Origin of the sequence: Streptomyces sp. NPDC096013 (assembly GCF_044763565.1) — a bacterium.
Lineage (GTDB): Bacteria > Actinomycetota > Actinomycetes > Streptomycetales > Streptomycetaceae > Streptomyces.
The window spans coordinates 54835-71701 of record NZ_JBIWGK010000024.1 but is presented as its reverse complement, the minus strand read 5'-3'; the positions used below and the strand labels follow the sequence as shown (position 1 = coordinate 71701).

The window sequence follows — 16867 nt, the reverse complement described above, 5'->3', positions numbered from 1 at the left end:
GGACAGCGCTGTCGAGACCTCCCTTCGCGCCGAGCCCGGTCGATCATGTGCGGAAGGCATGTGCCCGGAGCCCCCACCCCGTAAGATCGTGATCTCACGGGTGGGGGAGGTGGCCATGGCCAGGCGACGTCCTGGAGGGCCGACGCTTGATGAGGTGGCCGCGCACGCCGGGGTGGGACGGGGCACGGTCTCCCGGGTCATCAACAACGCGGCCGGCGTGAAGGAGTCGACGCGCCGGGCCGTACAGCGAGCCGTCGAGGAATTGGGGTATGTGCCCAATCTCGCCGCCCGGTCCCTGGCCGGGCAGCGTGCGGACGCCGTGGCCCTTGTGCTGACGGAGCCGGACTGGCGGCAGTTCGCGGAGCCGTTCTTCTCGGAGATCGTCCGCTCACTCGGTGATGCGCTGGCGGACACCGGGATGCAACTGATGCTGACCCTGGTCCGCTCGGAGACCGAGCGGCAGCGCTTCCTGGAGTACGCGCGAGGCGGGCGGGTCGACGGTGTCCTGCTGATGTCGGTACACGCGGACGACAGGTTGCCGGACATGCTCGCCGAAGCGCGGTTGCCGACCGTGCTGCTGGGGCGCCGCTCGGGCGACGAGTATGTGAGCTACGTCGACGCCGACAACGTGGGTGGCGCCCGAATTGCCGTGTCCCATCTGCTGAAACAGGGCCGTACGGCGATCGCCACTATCACCGGGCCACTGGACATGTACGTTGCGCAGTGCCGACTGCGCGGCTATCAGGATGCACTGGCACTGGCCGGCCTGAAAACGTCACGATCCTGGGTTGCTGAGAGCGATTTCTCGGAGGAGAGCGGTCGGCGCGCCATGGCGGAACTCCTCGAACGCCACCCCGAGATCGACGCGGTCCTCGCCGCGTCGGACACCACGGCGGCCGGCGCGTTGGACGCACTGCGTACGGCCGGACGGCGGGTACCCGAGGACGTCGCTGTCATCGGGTTCGACGACTTTCCACTGGCCCAGCGCACCGAGCCGCGCCTGACCACAGTGCGACAGCCACTGGAGCAGATGGGACAAGCCATGATCAGGCTGCTGTTGGAGGAAATGGAGGAGCAGTCCGCGGCCTGGCGCCACGTCATCCTCCGCACAGAGCTGATCGTCCGAGAGTCGTCCTGACAGCCCTCTGTCTGGCACCTTCGCTTCTGCCTGCCGTGCAGAGACCAGATCAGACCCCCAACATTCTTCGCGTATGCGGATGCGACAGCGGGTGCGGGTCGGTGAAAGGTCGTGGTCGAACCGGTCAGTCGCACCCGGTGGTGGGCTCGCTCTGCTGAGGGCGGCTTGCTAGAGTGCGGGCCCCTCGTGCGCCACGAGGATGTACTTCACCTGTGTGAAGTGCCGCTCGTACGGCATGCCCCGGCCCATGTGCACTGTGGTACAGACCTTGTCGCGTCCCGATGCCGGGGACTAGATGATCGATTCCAAGGGGTCAGTGCGACCGCGTGGACCGAGTGATGCAGGTCAGCCGTGGGACGTCAGCGTATGCGCCGCCAGTCCCGAGTGATCGATTAGGGTTGCCCAATGTTCGAAGGAAAGCTGGTAAGACTGCGCGCGCTGGGCTCCGAAGACGCTGAGCACCATTTGCGGTGGCGCAATGACCCAGAGGTAGTGCGCTGGGCCGCAGGTGGTGACCCGTGTTTCGGTCCGGTCACAGCGGAAGCGGTCGGTCTCGGCTTCGACACCATGCTGCGACTGAGCCCGAGGGAGTCGGCCGTGTTCACGGTCGAGGACCTGGCAGGCGGAAAAGTGATAGGCATGGCCGACTACCGGGACCTCGACCCCTACATCGGAGTGGCCACGCTGGGAGTCACCATCGGCGAGCGGGAGTTCTGGGGTCGTGGCCACGGCAGTGACGCGTTGCGGCTGCTCGTGGACCACTTGTTTGGTGCGTACTGCCTGAGCCGGCTGGAGCTGGACACCTGGAGCGGCAACGAGCGCGCCGTGCGCGCCTTCACCAGGCTGGGCTTTCGCGAGGAAGGCCGCCGCCGGTCGGCTGTGCTGGTGGAGGGGGAGCGCTATGACCGCGTGCTCTTTGGAATGCTGCGTGAGGAGTGGGCGAACCCGACGTGACACCGTAAATGCCCTTCCAGGAGCTGCTGGCGGGGCAAGAACGAGGGCGGCCAAGATCGTTGTGTGACGTACAACCTGGACACCCTCGCGACAGCACTCTACGTGGCAACCGACGACCTGCTGAAGGCGCGTCCGGACTTGGCACCGTGGCGGCCTGCCATGGGGATCGCGCCGAAGCTCACCGACGCCGAGCTGGTCACCCTCGGGATGATGCAGGCCATGCTCGGGTTCACCTCCGAGGCCAAATGGCTCCGGCACACCCGGACCCACCTGCGGCACCTCTTCCCGTACCTGCCGCAGCAACCCGGCTACAACAAACGACTGCGCAAGGCCGCCGAGCTGCTCCGTCAGTCACCCTGGCCGCCAGTACCTCGACGTGGAACGACGATGTGTGGATCGTGGACTCCACACCCGTGGAATGCGGCCGCTCCCGCGAGACCGTAAAGCGCTCCGATCTGGCCGGATGGGCCCAGTACGGCTATTGCGCCAGCCACAGCCGGTTCTTCTGGGGCTTGCGCCTGCACCTGGTGTGCACCCTTCAGGGACTGCCCGTCGCCTTCGCCTTAACCGGAGCCAAGGCCGACGAGCGCGAGACCCTGCTGGACCTGCTCGCGGCCGAATCGGACCTCCTTGCGGACCGGCCCGGCCAGACACTAATCGGCGACAAGAACTATTTCGGCCGCGGCTTCGAACAGGAACTCGCCCAGCAGGGCGTCCAGTTGCTGCGCCCCACCCGCAAGGGCGTACGGCAGCAGCCCGGCGGATCCCTGTTCAAGCCATTTCGACAGGTCATCGAGTCGGTCAATGAGACCTTCAAGGGACAGCTCAACCTGGAACAGCATCGAGGGCGCACACCCCGCGGTGTCATCGCTCGTGCCATGCAGCGAATACTCGCGCTGACCGCCGCGATCTGGCACAACGACCACACCGGACAAGCCACCCTCCGCTCGCTCACCCCGTACGATCCCTGACCCCGTGGAATTGATCATCTAGGCGGCACCGTCTGGGGGGCGGACCTGGACTGGAGTGACCCTCGAGATCCTGACAATCGCGACCGTGGATCATCTCCGCCGAGGACCGTGCGCACGATGCTGCCGCTCAACTCGGCATGCGTACCTCCCATCTCGCTGCCGAACATGCTGATGCCGAAGTGACCGGACGAGGCGACCAACCAGGCGGCCCCGCCCAGAAGGAGCGCCGTGACGACGCCGAACCGCTGCGCCATGCCGATGTGCCGGGCCAATGGGCCCCGGCAGGGGTGCAGCGAAACCCGATGGGCCGGGTCGGTGACACGGGCCGCCCGGTAGGCGCAGCCGACCAGGACGAGCCCCGTCACGGCGAGGGCTCCGAGCCACAGCGGCCAGCCGCCCGCCGACAGCGACTCCAGGTGCTCGGTATGTTCCGTCTGCAGACCGCCACCCGGGCCGCCCGTGCTCTGGCCCATGCCGCCCATCAGCGCCGCGAGCGGGTTGCTGCCGCCGTCGCTCCGCACCGGATGCACCGCGGCCGTCCAGGAAGATCCGACACCCAGAGTCAGGAACACCGCGACCGCGTTCGGAGCCAGCAGCAGGGCCGCACCGGCGGCGGAGCCGGCCCGGCCGCCCGCCACCACGCCGGCCACCGTCAGGACGACCAGAGGCACGACGGCAAGGACGACGAACGTGCGCACCACACCCGACACGCTCCCTCCCCAGCCCGTGCGCAACCGATCCAGCACTCCACCCAGCGGCAGCCGCGCCCGCCGGGTGATCAGGAGCCCGACACCGAGTACGACGGCCACCCACAGCACCCCGCCGAGGCCGGCCGATCCCGCGTTCGCGTGGTACGTCACCTTCGACGCGGTCCCCGAACCGCCGCCCATCAGCTCGCCCAGCCCACCCGCCGAGCTCCTTCGCGGACCCGTCACCGCCGAAGCCGCCCATACCGCTCGTCGCGGACTCGGGCAGAGTCGCTGTTCCCTTCGCGAGCGCGGCCCCGATCATGAGGGTGAACAGGGCGGCGGTCGCCGCGCCTGCCGCCCGAACGGCCAGTTCACCGGAGGTGAAGGCCCGCTGCGACCCCGGCCGCAGTCGCCGGGCGAAGGCGATCCACAGCACGACGGCGCCGACGAGTGTCACGCGGAGCGGTACGGCCTCGGCCGCGCCGCTCATGGACGGCCCCATGTCGCCCCCACCGCCGAAGAGGGAGGCCAGGCCACCCATCGCCCCGGTGTCACCGGAGACGTCGGAACCGGCGCTGACCGAACCGCCTACGGCCATGGCCGTCAGGACCATCGCCAGCGACCGGACCAACCCGATGGATCCGGCGCCGAGGAGGATCAGCGCCATGGCGGACATGACGGCCATGGCTACCACCGCGCCCAGGGCGGCCACCGCGCCTTCGAGGGCGTTCCGCCATGGGCCGATCCATCGGACCGGCGCCGTGCGGCGCGCGGGCCGGGACGTGGTCCCGGCCCGGGGGCGGGGTGTGGTGGTGGTCATACAGGCAACTCCGCTTCGCTCGTGCGGGGGCATGCGGCACCGGAGGGGGGAGTACCGGTACCGCATGCCCACGGGACTCGCACACGGTGGCGGTCGCGGCTCTGACTTTCCCAAGAGGTTCTGGGAGGTTTCTGAGAGTCGATCGGGAACGACGTAGGTCCCAGGCCGTGCGCGGACGAAGAAGCAGTCCGGGTTCTCAGAAAGTTCCCAGAACCGCGCTCAAAGGTTTCCCAGGGCGCGGCAGCCGCGTGGACACGGCATGCACCATGCCGATCAGCTGAGGCACTGGACAGGTCGTCGTATATTCGAAGAGTACGAAACCGATTCGTTTCGATAAGGCGAAGGGGAGCGGCATGACCGAATCCGCACCGGCGCGTTGCCCTCGGATCGCTCCCGGGCGCTTGGCCGAGTTGTACGAGTCCGTGCTCGACCTGCTGCGCGAGGTCGGCTATGACGCCCTCACCATGGAGGCCGTCGCCGCTCGCACCAAGTGCAGCAAGGCCACGCTCTATCGCCAGTGGAGCGGCAAGGCCGATCTGGTCGCTCAAGCGGTTCGGCACGACACACCTAATGGTGCGCGGGGCGATGCTGCCGACACCGGATCGCTCAAGGGTGACCTGTACGCCCTCACCCTGTGCCGGGACGACGCGCGGATCGAGCGGAACTCCGCGCTGATGCGGGGACTGACGATGGCGATCCACTCGGAGCCCGAGGTCCGGGACGCCTTCCGGAAACATGTGATCGACCGGGCGCAGGAGGATCTCCGAGGCGTGCTGCGGCGGGCCGTCGCCAGGGGAGAGGTCCACGCGGACAACCAGGCCGTTGACTACATCATGCATACGCTGATCGGAGCGTTCGTCTCCCGGCGGTCCGTCGAGGGGGAGGCACCCACGCAGGCGTTCCTCTTCTCCTACATCGACGCCGTCGTCCTTCCCGCCCTCGTCGCCCGACGGCACCCGTGAGCCCGGCGCCTTCCGGTCGGGCAGCGTACCTCCGAGGGCCGGGACGCGGTCGCCGGACAACGGCCCGCCGGACGTCGGGGTCGCCGTCCCGGGTCATCCCCGAGGATGACCGGCGCGGTCCGGCGGACGGTACCGCGGTACCACCCGCGCTCCGAAGTGTCGCCCGGGGTCCCAGGGATCGGGGGCGGTCGCTCTCATAGCGTCTGACGCAGAGGTCGCTGCCCGGCAGCGGCCGTGTTCCAGTCGAGGAAGGCCCACACCCATGATCGAAGCCCGTGAGCTGACGAAGCGGTACGGCGACAAGACGGTCGTCGACCACCTGAGCTTCACCGTCAAGCCGGGTGAGGTGACCGGTTTCCTGGGCCCCAACGGCGCGGGCAAGTCCACGACCATGCGCATGATCGTCGGTCTGGACGCCCCCACCGCGGGCAAGGTCACCGTCAACGGCAAGTCGTACGGCAGGCACGCCGCACCATTGCAGGAGATCGGCACCCTGCTGGAGGCCAAGTCCGTCCACCCGGGGCGCACCGCGCTCAACCACCTCATGGCGCTCGCCCACACGCACGGCATTCCGCGCCGCCGGGTGGACGAGGTCATCGAACTGGCCGGACTGGCCAGCGTGGCCGGCAAGCGGGTGGGCGCCTTCTCGCTCGGCATGGGACAGCGGCTCGGCATCGCCGCAGCCCTGCTCGGCGACCCGGCGATCGTGATGCTCGACGAGCCGGTCAACGGTCTCGACCCCGAGGGTGTGTTGTGGGTGCGCAACCTCCTGCGCTCGCTGGCCGACGAGGGACGGGCCGTGATGCTCTCCTCGCACCTGATGAGTGAGACCGCGCTGATCGCCGACCACCTCGTGATCATCGGACGCGGCCGGCTGCTCGCCGACACCACGGTCGACGACTTCACCCAGGAGGCCGGCGGCTCGGGCGTGAAGGTCTCCACCACCGAGCACACACGGCTTCGTTCGCTGCTGGCGGGCCCGGACGTCACCGTCAGCTCCTCCTCTGCGGAGGAACTGGTGGTCACCGGACGGGACGCCCGGGAGATCGGGGCGATCGCCGCGGAGCACGGGGTCGCGCTGTACGAACTCACCCCGCAGTCCGTCTCGTTGGAGGCGGCCTTCATGCAACTCACCCACGACGCAGTGGAGTACCAGAGCGCTCCCTCCGGCACCGAACGAAAGGCAGCCTGATGACCACCACCACGCTTTCCGTGGCCCCGGCTCCGGAGGAACCGGCCGTCAAGCCCGCCTACAAGGTGACCGGGCTGCGGGTGCTGCGCTCGGAGTGGGCCAAGTTTTGGTCCCTACGCTCCAGTTGGATCACCCTCGCGGTCGCCGTCGTGCTGCTCGTCGCGCTCGGCGCCATCGCCTCCGCCACCTACAGCCCCGACGCGGCCACCCAGCAGGGCGGTCCGTCCGGTCCCGGCTCCGGCGACCAGGACGCGGTCAGTCTCGCCCTGCTCGGGGTGACCTTCGCGTCGCTGGCCGTGGGTGTGCTCGGCGTACTGCTGTCCGCGGGCGAGTACTCCACCGGCATGATCCGCTCCACCCTCGCCGCCGTACCCCGGCGTCTGCCGGTCCTGTGGTCCAAGGCCGCCGTGATCGGCCCCATCGCCCTGGTGCTGACCACTCTCGGCGCGGTGGCCGCATTCCAGTTGGGCACGCTCGGCCTGGACGGCGAGAAGATCGCGCTCTCCCTGAGCGACGACGGCGTGCTGCGCAGCCTGGCCGGCGCCGGCGTCTACCTCGGTCTGGTGGCCGTGGCCGGCGTCGCCCTGGGTTTCCTGCTGCGCTCCTCCGCCGGGGCCATCGCCGTTCTGGTCGGCGTCCTGCTCATCCTGCCCGGCCTGAGCTCGCTGCTGCCCGACTCCATCTACGACAACATCAACCCTTACTTCCCCAGCAACGCCGGCTCCGCGATCTACGCCCTGCATCAGTCCTCCGACGCGCTCTCGCCCGGAGCGGGCCTCGCGGTCTTCGCCGGCTGGGTGGCCCTCACCCTCGCCGGGGCGGCCTTCCGCCTGGTCCGCAAGGACGCCTGACCAGCCCGTAGGACGACAATGGGGACCATGAGCACCGACCGCGCAGTCTCCGCGGGCCCTCCCCGGGGGGCGGCGTCCGAGCCGCTCCCCGGGTTCCACACGGACTGGGCGCATCCGCTCCTCGGCCGGATGGTGCGCGGCCAGAACCACCGGCGCGACCTGGACCGACGGCACCCCTGGCTGCTTGACACCATGGTCGTCCTCGTCGTCGCCCTCATCAGTCTGCCCGACCTCCTCTCCCACACGAGTCACGGACCGTTCGGGGAAACGGACAACCGGGGCCAGCTGCCGTCCGCCGTCCTGTTCCTCCTCGCCGGGGCACAGATACTGCCGCTGTGGTGGCGCCGCAGGGCGCCGGCCGTCACCTACTTCGTGATCGCGGCGGTGGCGCTCGTCCAGTTGTCGCTGGGCGTCTGGCAGCAGGCCGACATCAGCGGACTCATCGCCCTGTACGGACTGGCTCTTCGCGGCTCCCTGCGAGTCCTGAGTTGGGCCGCCGCGCTGACGGTGGCCGAACTCACCCTGGCGGTCTGTCTCCTGTCGCCGGTCGAACATCCCCTGCTCGGTCTGTTCTTCCTCCTGGGAACGACCGCCGCCGCGATCGCCACCGGACTGACACTCCGTATCCGCCGCCTGTACCTGGCGACGCTGGAGGACCGCGCGGCCCGCCTGGAGATCGAACGCGACCAGCGGATCCGGCTCACGGCCGCCGCCGAGCGCTCCCGGGTCGCCCGCGAGATGCACGACATCATCGGCCACAACCTCTCGGTCATGGTCAGCCTCGCCGACGGCGCCGCGACCCTCGCCGCCCACAACAAGGAGACGTCCGCCGAGGCCCTGCGGGTCCTCGGCGACACCGGACGCCAGGCCATGAGCGAACTCCGCAGCGTCCTGGGAGTCCTGCGCGGGGACCAGGACGAGGAGCGGATGGTCAGCCCACAGCCCGGCGTCCGGGATCTGGACGCCCTCATGGAACGGGTCCGCGCGGCCGGCCTCACGGTGCGGTACCGGACGACGGGCGATCTCGACTCGCTGGGCGGGGGCGTGCAACTCACCGTCTACCGCGTCGTCCAGGAGGCGCTGACGAACTCGCTCAAGCACGCGGGAATCGGTTCTTCTGCAGAGGTCGCGATCGGCGTCGAGGCGGGCGAGGTCCGGATCCGGATCGCCGACATTGGTGCACCCCCCGGAACATCCGAGCCGGCGGCGCATCCCGGCCGGAGCGGCGATCACGGGCACGGCCTGGTCGGCATCCGCCAACGAGCGGCCATGTACGGCGGCTCCGTCACCATCGGACCGCGCGCGGGCGGCCACGGCTGGCTCGTGGACGTCGTGCTCGACGTACCCCCTGGAGAACAACTGCGATGACCACCGTACTGATCGTCGACGACCAGCCCCTGCAGCGGATGGGCGTGCGCATGCTCATCGAGGGCACCCCCGGTCTGGAAGCTGTCGGCGAGGCCGAGTACGGCGGCGAGGCCGTCCGCATGGCCGCCGAACTCCGCCCCGACGTCGTCCTCATGGACATCCGCATGCCCGGCATGGACGGCATCGAGGCCACCCGCCGCATCACCGCCACCGGCAGCCGCACCCGCGTCCTCATCGTCACCACCTTCGACCTCGACGAGTACGCCTACGAAGGGCTGCGTGCCGGAGCCAGCGGCTTCCTCCTCAAGGACGCCCGCCCCGAGGAACTCGTCGCCGGCATCCACGCGGTCGCGACCGGCGACGCCGTCGTCGCCCCCCGTCTCACCCGCCGCCTCCTGGACGCCTACACCCACCAGGTGCTCGCCCCGTCTCAAGCGCCCGCCCCCGAGGATCCGCGGCTGCGGACCCTCACCGACCGCGAACGCGAAGTCCTCCTCGCTGTCGGCCAGGGCTGGACCAACACCGAGATCGCCGAACGCCTCGTCCTCACCGAATCCACCGTCAAGAAACACGTGGGACGGATCCTCGCCAAGATCGGCGCCCGCGACCGCATCCAGGCCGTGATCATGGCGTACGACGCCGGGCTCGTCCGGGCGAGGCAGTAGTCCCCGACACGACCGCTGTGCTCCCTGTTTCCCTCTCTGGAGTCCACCTTGAACGACCCGACCCAGGCCGGGGTGCCGCAGGAGCAGGACTCCTTCGGCACCCCGCGCAACTTCGGCCTCATATTCGCCGCCCTCATGGCCGCCATGCTGCTCTCCTCCTTGGACCAGACGATCGTCAGCACGGCGCTGCCGACCATCGTCGGAGAACTCCACGGTGTGAACCACATGGCATGGGTGACCACCGCGTACATCCTCGCGGCCACCATCGCCATGCCCGTCTACGGCCGCCTCGGCGACCTGATCGGCCGCAAGACGCTGTTCCTCGCCGGCATCGGCGTCTTCCTCGCCGGATCCGTGGTGGCGGGCTCGGCACAGAACATGACGATGCTGATCATCGGCCGGGCCGTCCAAGGGCTGGGCGGCGGCGGGCTGATGATCACCTCGCAGGCGATCATCGCCGACCTGGTACCGCCCCGGCAGCGCGCCAAGTACATGGCGCCGATCGGGGCCGTCTTCGGCCTCTCCTCCGTCGCCGGACCGCTGCTCGGCGGCTGGTTCACCGACAGCGTCGGCTGGCGCTGGTCCTTCTGGATCAACCTGCCGGTCGGCGTGCTGGCTCTGACGGTGGGGGTGTTGGCGTTGCGCCTGCCGCGCCGGACCGTCGAGGTGGCCTTCGACTACATGGGCTTCGCCCTCATGGCGGCCGCCGTGGCGTGCACCGTGCTGGTGGCCGAGTGGGGAGGCACCGACTACGGGTGGTCCGACCCAGTCATCCTCTGCATGATCGCCGGCGGCGTGCTCGCCTGGGTGCTGTTCTTCCTCTCGCAACGGCACGCCAAGGAGCCGATCATCCCCCTGCGGCTGTTCCACAGCCGGATCTTCAACACCGCGACCCTCATCGGACTCCTGGTCATCGGCATCGGCATGTTCGCCATCATCGGGTACCTGCCGACGTATCTGCAGATGGTCTACGGCGTCAGCGCCACCGAGTCCGGTCTCCTGCTCATCCCCATGGTGGTCGGCATCATGGCCACCGCCATCCCGTCCGGACGGCTGATGAGCAGCACCGGGCGGTACAAGCCAATGCCGATCATCGGCACCGTCGCCGTCGCAACGGCCGCCCTCCTGATGTCCACCCTCGACACGGAGACCTCGCTAGTGCTGGTCTGCGTCTACGTGTTCGTGCTGGGCGCCGGTCTCGGTCTGACCATGCAGCCGTTGGTGCTGGCCGTGCAGAACGACTTCCCCGCCTCCGACGTGGGCACCGCGACCTCCGCCAACAACTTCTTCCGCGAGATCGGCGCCACACTGGGCACGGCGGCCGTCGGCTCCGTGTTCACCCACCGCCTCACCGAGCAGCTCGCCGCGCGGCTGCCCGCCGACGCCACCGGCGCGGTGGGCGACGCGCACTCGCTCACCCCTGCCCTGGTGCACTCGCTCCCTCAGAATATCCAGGACGCGGTGATCCTTTCCTACCAGCACGCACTGACACCAGTGTTCCGCTATCTGGCCCCGGTGTTCGTCCTCGGCTTCGCGCTCGCCCTGTTTCTCCCGGACAAGCAGCTTGCCGACGGCAGCGGCCCCGCTGCGGACGCCGTGCGGACGAGGCCCGGGGAGAGCGGCCCGCAGAGTGCGGACGCGGCACCCCTGGCCAGCAAGTGAGAGCGGTCTCTCCCGGCGTCTCGGGAAGCAGTTGAGCGGCACAGCGCGCCTGGCGGGCGAGGCGGCTCGGCAGCCCCTCGCCCGTCGGCATGTCCGGTCGGTTGCACGACGTTGGGCCGCACCGCGATTCCGTCGACCGTCAGCCGTTCCCCGGAGATGTCCGCGATTCTGATCGAGCTGCCGCACCCGCTGCCTTCGGCCGACACGAAGTAGTTGGATGCGGTCCGGGGCAACTGCCGCCAGCCGCTCACGGCGCGAACCTCCAGCCGAGCGACCGGGTTCCGGTGGGGCCGATCGCCTGGATGGCGCACCACTACGCGCTGGAGCCGGGCTCGTGCCTGATGTAGAGGGCGCCGACCGAACCCGGGCTCACCAGGCTCTCTGTGATCGGGGAGTCGACCGACCCTGAGGTCGGCGAGTTCGGCGAAGGCCTGTTCGCTGAGGTCGAGGTGCGCGGGAGCAACGGGTGTGCAGGGCAGCGGGTATTCGTTGGTGACCCGTACCGTGAGGGACTTGCCGTTGCCCGCTTGGGCGAGCACCTAATTGCCGCTTGCTGACCTTGAGGGACACCGACCCCATCCTCTATGGAAGCGACTACCTTTCCACGTCGGACTGGGTGGTCCACGGCCTGGCGGAAGCGCTGGCATCCAGCGGGGCGGCCATCGAGATCCTCACCGGCGCCTGAGCTCCTCGATCATCACCGGAAGGGCCGTACCGATCCGAAATAGCGGATCGGTACGGCCCTTGGGTGGCCGATGAAGTCGCAGGCCGGCCGACTGCCCGGCAGGGACTCATGCACGGTGCGCCCCCGCTCGGGCGTCACATGTGTACGACGGGTGCCGCGTCGGGGTTGTGGACCGGGGCGCCGCGGCGGTACAGGAGGACGGTGATGATCAGGCCTGCGGCGAAGAAGACGGCGGACCACCAGTAAGCGGTGGAGTAGCCCTCCAGGCTGGCCTGGGCCATGACCATGGGGTCCTTGGGGTTCTTGCCGTCGATGTAGTTGGTGACGGCGCTGGAAAAGAGGGTGTTGAGCAGAGCGGTGCCGATGGAGCCGCCGACCTGCTGCATGGTGTTGACCGCGGCGGAGGCGACGCCGGCGTCCTCGGTGGCGACGCCGTCGGTGGCGAGGCTCATGGCGGGGGCCATGATCAGGCCCATGCCGATGCCGGCGATGATCAGCGGGGGCATGATGTGGGCGGCGTAGGTGCTGTTGAGGTCGAGGCCGGTGAGCCAGATCATGCCTGCGGCCGCGATGCCCATGCCGAGCGGGATCACCGGCTTCGGGCCGATGCGGGGGATGAGGACTGTGGTGGCGAGGGTCGACGCCACCATCAGTCCGGCGATCATCGGCAGGAATGCCAGGCCGGTCTTGACGGGGGTGTAGCCCAGTGACTGCTGCAGGTAGTAGGTGAGGAAGAGGAAGACACCGAACATGCCCGCGCCGATGATCAGTACGGAGATGAAGGATGCGCCGCGGTTGCGGTCGAGCAGCACGCGCAGCGGCAGCAGGGGGTGCGCGGCTTTGGTCTGCCACCGGGTGAACGCGGCAAGCAGAGCAGCGCCGGCCACCAGGAAGCCCCAGGTCTGGACCGAGCTCCAGTCGTGGGACTCGGCGTTGGAGAAGCCGTAGACGATGCAGAACAGGCCGCTGCCGACCAGGATGGCGCCGGGGATGTCGATCTTGGCGGACTTGTCCCGGACGGCCCGCTGGAGCAGGAGGACACCACCGACGAATGCGATGGTGGCGAAGGCGACGTTGACGTAGAGGGTCCAGCGCCAGTCGAGGTATTCGGTGAGGACGCCGCCGAGCAGGAGGCCGATGGCGCCGCCGGCGCCGGCGATGGCGCCGTAGACGGCGAAGGCCCTGGCGCGTTCCTTGGCGTCGGTGAAGGTCGTGGTCAGAAGAGACAGCGCTGCCGGTGCGAGCAGGGCACCGAACAGGCCCTGTCCGGCGCGGGCAACGACGAGCATCTCGAAGCTGGCGGCGGCGCCGCCCAGAGCGGACATGCCGGCGAAGCCGACCAGTCCGACGAGGAAGGTGATCTTGCGGCCGAAGAGGTCGGCGATGCGGCCGCCGAGCAGGAGGAGGCTGCCGAAGGCGAGGGCGTAGGCGGTGACGACCCATTGCCGGTCGCCGTCGGAGAAGCCCAGGTCCTTCTGGGCCGAGGGCAGGGCGATGTTCACGATCGTCGCGTCGAGTACCACCATGAGCTGGGCCACGCCGATGACGGCGAGGATCCACCAGCGGTGGCGGGGCGATGGGTCGGGGGACGGGAGCGGGGACACGGTGGCCGTGCTCGGTCCATCGGTGGAGGTTTGGGGCATGACGGAGTCTCCAGACGAAGTGGTCAAGGGGCGGGAAGGTGTGGTGGTGCGATGCGGACGGCTGCTTCGTTGGAGCTCGCCACGTGATGCGGTCGGTGACCGAGTGCCGTCAGGCCGCCGGCGTACCTGCGCGACGCTGGAAAGCGACACCGAGAGGAACAACGGCCGCGGTCGGGTCGGATTCGGGGCGGGGCTCATCGGCGGCCTGCCGCCGAGCCGCCTGGGCCGAGGCGGGGGAGAAGGTCTGCCAGTACCGGGCCTGTCGGTTCAAGGTGCTGATCAGCGGCGTGAGGTCGGCCGGAGCCGGGACGTCAGCGATGCCCAGGCGGTCTGCTGCCGTGTTCCCGAGGGACCGCCGGAGGACGCTGCGGATGACGTCCTGCAGCTGATGCTGCGACAGGACCGCGCCCGGCGCGTGAGCTGTCGCGTGGGCCTGCGCGTCGACCATCGCGGCGATAGCAGTGCGTGAGTTGCCGTCGGGCGTGGGCGGCATGGCGTCCAGCAGGTGCTGCAGGCGTCGGGCGTCGGCGTGGTCGGCGATGTCCCTGTACAGGGTCTCGTCGAGCCCGAGGAGATGGGCGACGTGCGCCCAGTACTGGTAGAGGCGTCGCTCTTCCTCGCCGGTGATGTCGATGCCGACTGCGGCCAGGGCCTGGTAGGCGATGAGGGTGAGGCCGAGCCAGGTGCGTGCCGTGTCCAGTTGACCGATCGGCAGACCCGGGACGCCCGTATCCCAGTCCGCCAGGGCGGCGGCCCGCATACGGGCTTGGTGCAGTCGTGCCTCGACGATGGCCACGTATCCCGGCCCTCCGTGGAGCAGTCCTCCCGGCTGGATGATCTGCCGAGCCCACAGCCCGGTCTCCACGAGCCAGTGTGAAACGGTCGGCGTCGGCCTGGTGCGGACCATCAGCCGTGCGGTGGCCGGGGAGGCACAGGTGTAGGTGAGCGCGCTGGTGATCGCACAGAGCCTGTACCAGAGGGGCGGGACGGACAGGCTCACGACGTCGCCGCGGTGGAGCATCAGGGGGTCGACCTGGGAAGGGGTTGCCTCCACCTGCTTGAGCAGCGCGGCGATGGCTTCGGGGGGCCGCCCGCCGAGACCCGCCAGGCCTTTCCTCAGGCCGACGTCGAGAGCCTGCCGTGCCCGGGTGCCGTAGAGGTCCAGTTCGGCGATGGCGGCGTCGGCGAGCGGATCCCCGGCGGTGAGCAGCCACGCCATGCGGTGGGCCTTCATGGAGTGCCGGCGGTCCACCGCTTCCAGGTCGGTCACTTGTTCGGAGGCTATGTAGGGGGTGTGGTTCGTGGTCATGTGGCTCTCACTTCCGAGAGGGTGCGACCGGGGCGTCGGACGCACGCTGTTTCGCGAGTCGGTCGGGAAGACAGGGTGTCCGGAAATGCTTTCTGACACTCGTCAGATTAGTGGGAATCTGACGGGTGTCAAGTAAGCTGATTTCCGTGGGCCCAGGGCCGGGCCGCGGGCAGCCCCGCACGGCAGGCGGGGAAGGGGCTTACCGGGAAGAGCGTGAGGACTCACCGCCGCAGGCACCTGTGAGGCGCACGCCGCGCAGGCACGAGCAAGCAGTCATGGAGGCAGTGATGGAAGTACGAGCCGAGTCCGTCAGAAGGCCCGGGCGCCCCGGGGCCGGCACTCCTTCGGTGCCCGGGGAGGAGAGCATCCTGCAGCGAGGTCTCGAGGCCTTCGCGGAACTGGGCTACGACCGTGCCTCCGCCCGCGAACTGGCCCGCCGCCTGGGCGTCAGCCACAACTTCATCAACGACCGGTACGGGTCGAAGGCGGCGTTCTGGCGTGCGGTGGTGGATCATGCGCTGGGTGCGCAGCTGGCGCGCCTGCCACAGGGGGATGCCGGGGCCGAAGACGCCGAGCGGCTTCGGCAGATCATCGCCGGCTTCTACCGGGGCGCGGTGGACACGCCGCTGATCGGACGCATCTTCGTCGACGAGTCCTCCCGGGACACCGAGCGGTTGGACTACCTGTTCGAGCGCTTCATCGATCCGACCCTGCAGCTCCTGATGCCCAGCATCGAGCGGCTCGTCGCCTGTGGACGCATGGCGCCCATCCCGATGGACGTGCTGTTCTTCGCCGTCATTCCGCCCGTCTCGGGAATGGTGGAAGGTCCCCTGGCACAGCGCCTGGGCAGGCCCGAGGTCGCCTCGTCGCAACAGCTCACGGCCACGGCGGATGCGCTGGCGACGCTCGTGCTCAACGGGCTGTTGGCGACGGGCGCGACCGGGTCCCGCTGAGTGGGCTCAGGGCCCGCCCGCCGGACTTCCTGAACCTGCTCGCGCCGGGCCCCAGGTGCTTACTGCGGGACGGGACGATTCGAGGAACGACGAGAAGGGTCGGCCCTGCCGCCTCTGCGGGGGAACGGACGGAGCGAGCGGCGATGGCGTGGATCGACGCCCTTCTTCCCGCCGAGGGTATGGCGGAAGACGATCTCGAACCGGTGAGCTTCGCGGAGACCGTTGCCGACGCCCCGGACGGTCCTGGGGGACGCCTGCGAGGACGCCGGCCGGCCCGGGCTCGCGGCGGCGGTCGGCATTCGTCGCCATCTGGGCATCCATCGGCGGGACCTCGCAGATCGCCTCCGCCGCAGGCACTGGATGCGCCGATCCACCGGTGACGGGGCCAAGGGCAGACGCGAGTACGACTGGGCCTGGCTGGACATCCGCGCCGACGACACCCCGGACGGTGCACGACAGCCGGACAGGACGAGTGTGCTCGTCGCCCGCCGCTACCGCTACACCGGCGAGACCTCCTACTTCCGCCGCTGGGCACCGGGCGACGTCGCCCTCGGCACCCTCGTGGAGATCATCTGCCGCTGTTGGAAGATCGAGGAAACCTTCCAGCTCGCGAAGGGCTTCACCCGGCCTGGACCAGGTCCAGGTCACCTGCTGGAACTCCTGGATGCGCTGGTCGCCGTTCTCCCAGATCGCCGCCGCCGTCCTCGCACTGACCCTGCACGCCTTGACGCCCGGCACCACCGTCAGCGCGAGGCCCGTCCGGCTGGTCCCCCCGGCCTGCCCGGAATTCGTACGTCTCCTGCGCGGCCTCGTTCTGCCACCACCCGCCCGTGACCGCGAACACGTCCTGCACTGGACCGGTTGGCGCCGACACCATCAAGCCACCGCCCAACCTCATATATTCAGCCGCGGCCGTGACTTGACGCCCCGACAGAATAAGGGTGCCTCCCACCTGCGATGATCTGGACCGTCTAGTCAAAAGCGTCGCAGAGAAGTGGCACCCAA

Annotated in this window: 14 protein-coding genes and 2 pseudogenes; 12 read left to right on the top strand and 4 right to left on the bottom strand. The window is 69.3% G+C overall.

What is annotated here, in order from left to right; all coding sequences use genetic code 11:
• Positions 1-115 precede the first annotated feature (115 nt).
• The 3 genes and pseudogenes from ACIRB1_RS43590 to ACIRB1_RS43580 all read left to right on the top strand — a co-directional run bounded on the left by ACIRB1_RS43590 (position 116) and on the right by ACIRB1_RS43580 (position 3063).
• Positions 116-1138 carry a LacI family DNA-binding transcriptional regulator gene (locus ACIRB1_RS43590; RefSeq protein ID WP_403469529.1) on the top strand — a complete coding sequence of 341 codons (1023 nt, stop codon included), beginning with the start codon at positions 116-118 and terminating at the stop codon, positions 1136-1138.
• A 405-nt stretch (positions 1139-1543) separates the two neighbouring features.
• On the top strand, positions 1544-2092 hold the full coding sequence (locus tag ACIRB1_RS43585; RefSeq protein WP_403469528.1) for a GNAT family N-acetyltransferase: 549 nt from the start codon (positions 1544-1546) through the stop codon (positions 2090-2092).
• A 63-nt stretch (positions 2093-2155) separates the two neighbouring features.
• Positions 2156-3063 (top strand): annotated as a pseudogene (locus ACIRB1_RS43580) (IS982 family transposase).
• A gap of 14 nt (positions 3064-3077) precedes the next feature.
• Here the strand turns inward: ACIRB1_RS43580 and ACIRB1_RS43575 are convergent.
• Together ACIRB1_RS43575 and ACIRB1_RS43570 are read right to left on the bottom strand one after the other, a co-directional pair.
• Positions 3078-3998: a streptophobe family protein gene (locus ACIRB1_RS43575; RefSeq protein ID WP_403469527.1), complete on the bottom strand. Its 921-nt coding sequence runs from the start codon at positions 3996-3998 to the stop codon at positions 3078-3080.
• A gap of 79 nt (positions 3999-4077) precedes the next feature.
• Positions 4078-4428 (bottom strand): annotated as a pseudogene (locus ACIRB1_RS43570) (hypothetical protein); the annotation flags it as partial.
• A gap of 497 nt (positions 4429-4925) precedes the next feature.
• Here ACIRB1_RS43570 and ACIRB1_RS43565 point away from each other — a divergent pair.
• The 7 genes from ACIRB1_RS43565 (at position 4926) to ACIRB1_RS43535 (ending at position 11957) form a co-directional block, all read left to right on the top strand.
• Positions 4926-5534: a TetR/AcrR family transcriptional regulator gene (locus ACIRB1_RS43565; RefSeq protein ID WP_403469526.1), complete on the top strand. Its 609-nt coding sequence runs from the start codon at positions 4926-4928 to the stop codon at positions 5532-5534.
• Between the two features lie 262 nt (positions 5535-5796).
• A complete protein-coding gene (locus ACIRB1_RS43560) occupies positions 5797-6726 on the top strand; it encodes an ABC transporter ATP-binding protein (RefSeq protein WP_403469525.1) in 930 nt (309 codons plus the stop codon).
• Entirely contained in the window at positions 6726-7577 is an 852-nt protein-coding gene (locus ACIRB1_RS43555) for an ABC transporter permease (protein WP_403469524.1), read from the top strand. The genes ACIRB1_RS43560 and ACIRB1_RS43555 overlap by 1 nt, the downstream gene beginning before the upstream one ends.
• A gap of 27 nt (positions 7578-7604) precedes the next feature.
• The gene (locus ACIRB1_RS43550; protein WP_403469523.1) at positions 7605-8945 is read left to right on the top strand and encodes a histidine kinase; all 1341 of its coding nucleotides are present in this window, start codon (positions 7605-7607) and stop codon (positions 8943-8945) included.
• The gene (locus tag ACIRB1_RS43545) at positions 8942-9610 is read left to right on the top strand and encodes a response regulator (RefSeq protein ID WP_403469522.1); all 669 of its coding nucleotides are present in this window, start codon (positions 8942-8944) and stop codon (positions 9608-9610) included. Before ACIRB1_RS43550 ends, ACIRB1_RS43545 begins: the two co-directional genes overlap by 4 nt.
• 48 nt (positions 9611-9658) lie before the next feature.
• Complete coding sequence (locus ACIRB1_RS43540; protein ID WP_403469521.1) at positions 9659-11272, top strand: MDR family MFS transporter; 1614 nt, start codon at positions 9659-9661, stop codon at positions 11270-11272.
• A gap of 550 nt (positions 11273-11822) precedes the next feature.
• Positions 11823-11957 (top strand): hypothetical protein, encoded by a 135-nt coding sequence (locus tag ACIRB1_RS43535; protein ID WP_403469520.1) that lies wholly within the window; start codon positions 11823-11825, stop codon positions 11955-11957.
• Between the two features lie 134 nt (positions 11958-12091).
• Here ACIRB1_RS43535 and ACIRB1_RS43530 read toward each other — a convergent pair whose 3' ends face one another.
• Both ACIRB1_RS43530 and ACIRB1_RS43525 read right to left on the bottom strand, forming a co-directional pair.
• On the bottom strand, positions 12092-13600 hold the full coding sequence (locus ACIRB1_RS43530; protein WP_403469519.1) for an MFS transporter: 1509 nt from the start codon (positions 13598-13600) through the stop codon (positions 12092-12094).
• 109 nt (positions 13601-13709) lie between these two features.
• Positions 13710-14909 (bottom strand): oxygenase MpaB family protein, encoded by a 1200-nt coding sequence (locus tag ACIRB1_RS43525; RefSeq protein WP_403469518.1) that lies wholly within the window; start codon positions 14907-14909, stop codon positions 13710-13712.
• Between the two features lie 347 nt (positions 14910-15256).
• Between ACIRB1_RS43525 and ACIRB1_RS43520 the strand changes: the two genes are divergently transcribed.
• Both ACIRB1_RS43520 and ACIRB1_RS43515 read left to right on the top strand, forming a co-directional pair.
• Positions 15257-15862: a TetR/AcrR family transcriptional regulator gene (locus ACIRB1_RS43520; protein WP_403469517.1), complete on the top strand. Its 606-nt coding sequence runs from the start codon at positions 15257-15259 to the stop codon at positions 15860-15862.
• A gap of 222 nt (positions 15863-16084) precedes the next feature.
• The gene (locus tag ACIRB1_RS43515) at positions 16085-16696 is read left to right on the top strand and encodes a hypothetical protein (RefSeq protein WP_403469516.1); all 612 of its coding nucleotides are present in this window, start codon (positions 16085-16087) and stop codon (positions 16694-16696) included.
• Positions 16697-16867: the final 171 nt, after the last annotated feature.

Bases quoted from the DNA above. Each gene is read 5' to 3' on its own strand.
- ACIRB1_RS43590 (WP_403469529.1), top strand. From the start codon at position 116: ATGGCCAGGCGACGTCCTGGAGGGCCGACGCTTGATGAGGTGGCCGCG.
- ACIRB1_RS43585 (WP_403469528.1), top strand. From the start codon at position 1,544: ATGTTCGAAGGAAAGCTGGTAAGACTGCGCGCGCTGGGCTCCGAAGAC.
- ACIRB1_RS43565 (WP_403469526.1), top strand. From the start codon at position 4,926: ATGACCGAATCCGCACCGGCGCGTTGCCCTCGGATCGCTCCCGGGCGC.
- ACIRB1_RS43560 (WP_403469525.1), top strand. From the start codon at position 5,797: ATGATCGAAGCCCGTGAGCTGACGAAGCGGTACGGCGACAAGACGGTC.
- ACIRB1_RS43555 (WP_403469524.1), top strand. From the start codon at position 6,726: ATGACCACCACCACGCTTTCCGTGGCCCCGGCTCCGGAGGAACCGGCC.
- ACIRB1_RS43550 (WP_403469523.1), top strand. From the start codon at position 7,605: ATGAGCACCGACCGCGCAGTCTCCGCGGGCCCTCCCCGGGGGGCGGCG.
- ACIRB1_RS43545 (WP_403469522.1), top strand. From the start codon at position 8,942: ATGACCACCGTACTGATCGTCGACGACCAGCCCCTGCAGCGGATGGGC.
- ACIRB1_RS43530 (WP_403469519.1), bottom strand. From the start codon at position 13,600: ATGCCCCAAACCTCCACCGATGGACCGAGCACGGCCACCGTGTCCCCG.
- ACIRB1_RS43525 (WP_403469518.1), bottom strand. From the start codon at position 14,909: ATGACCACGAACCACACCCCCTACATAGCCTCCGAACAAGTGACCGAC.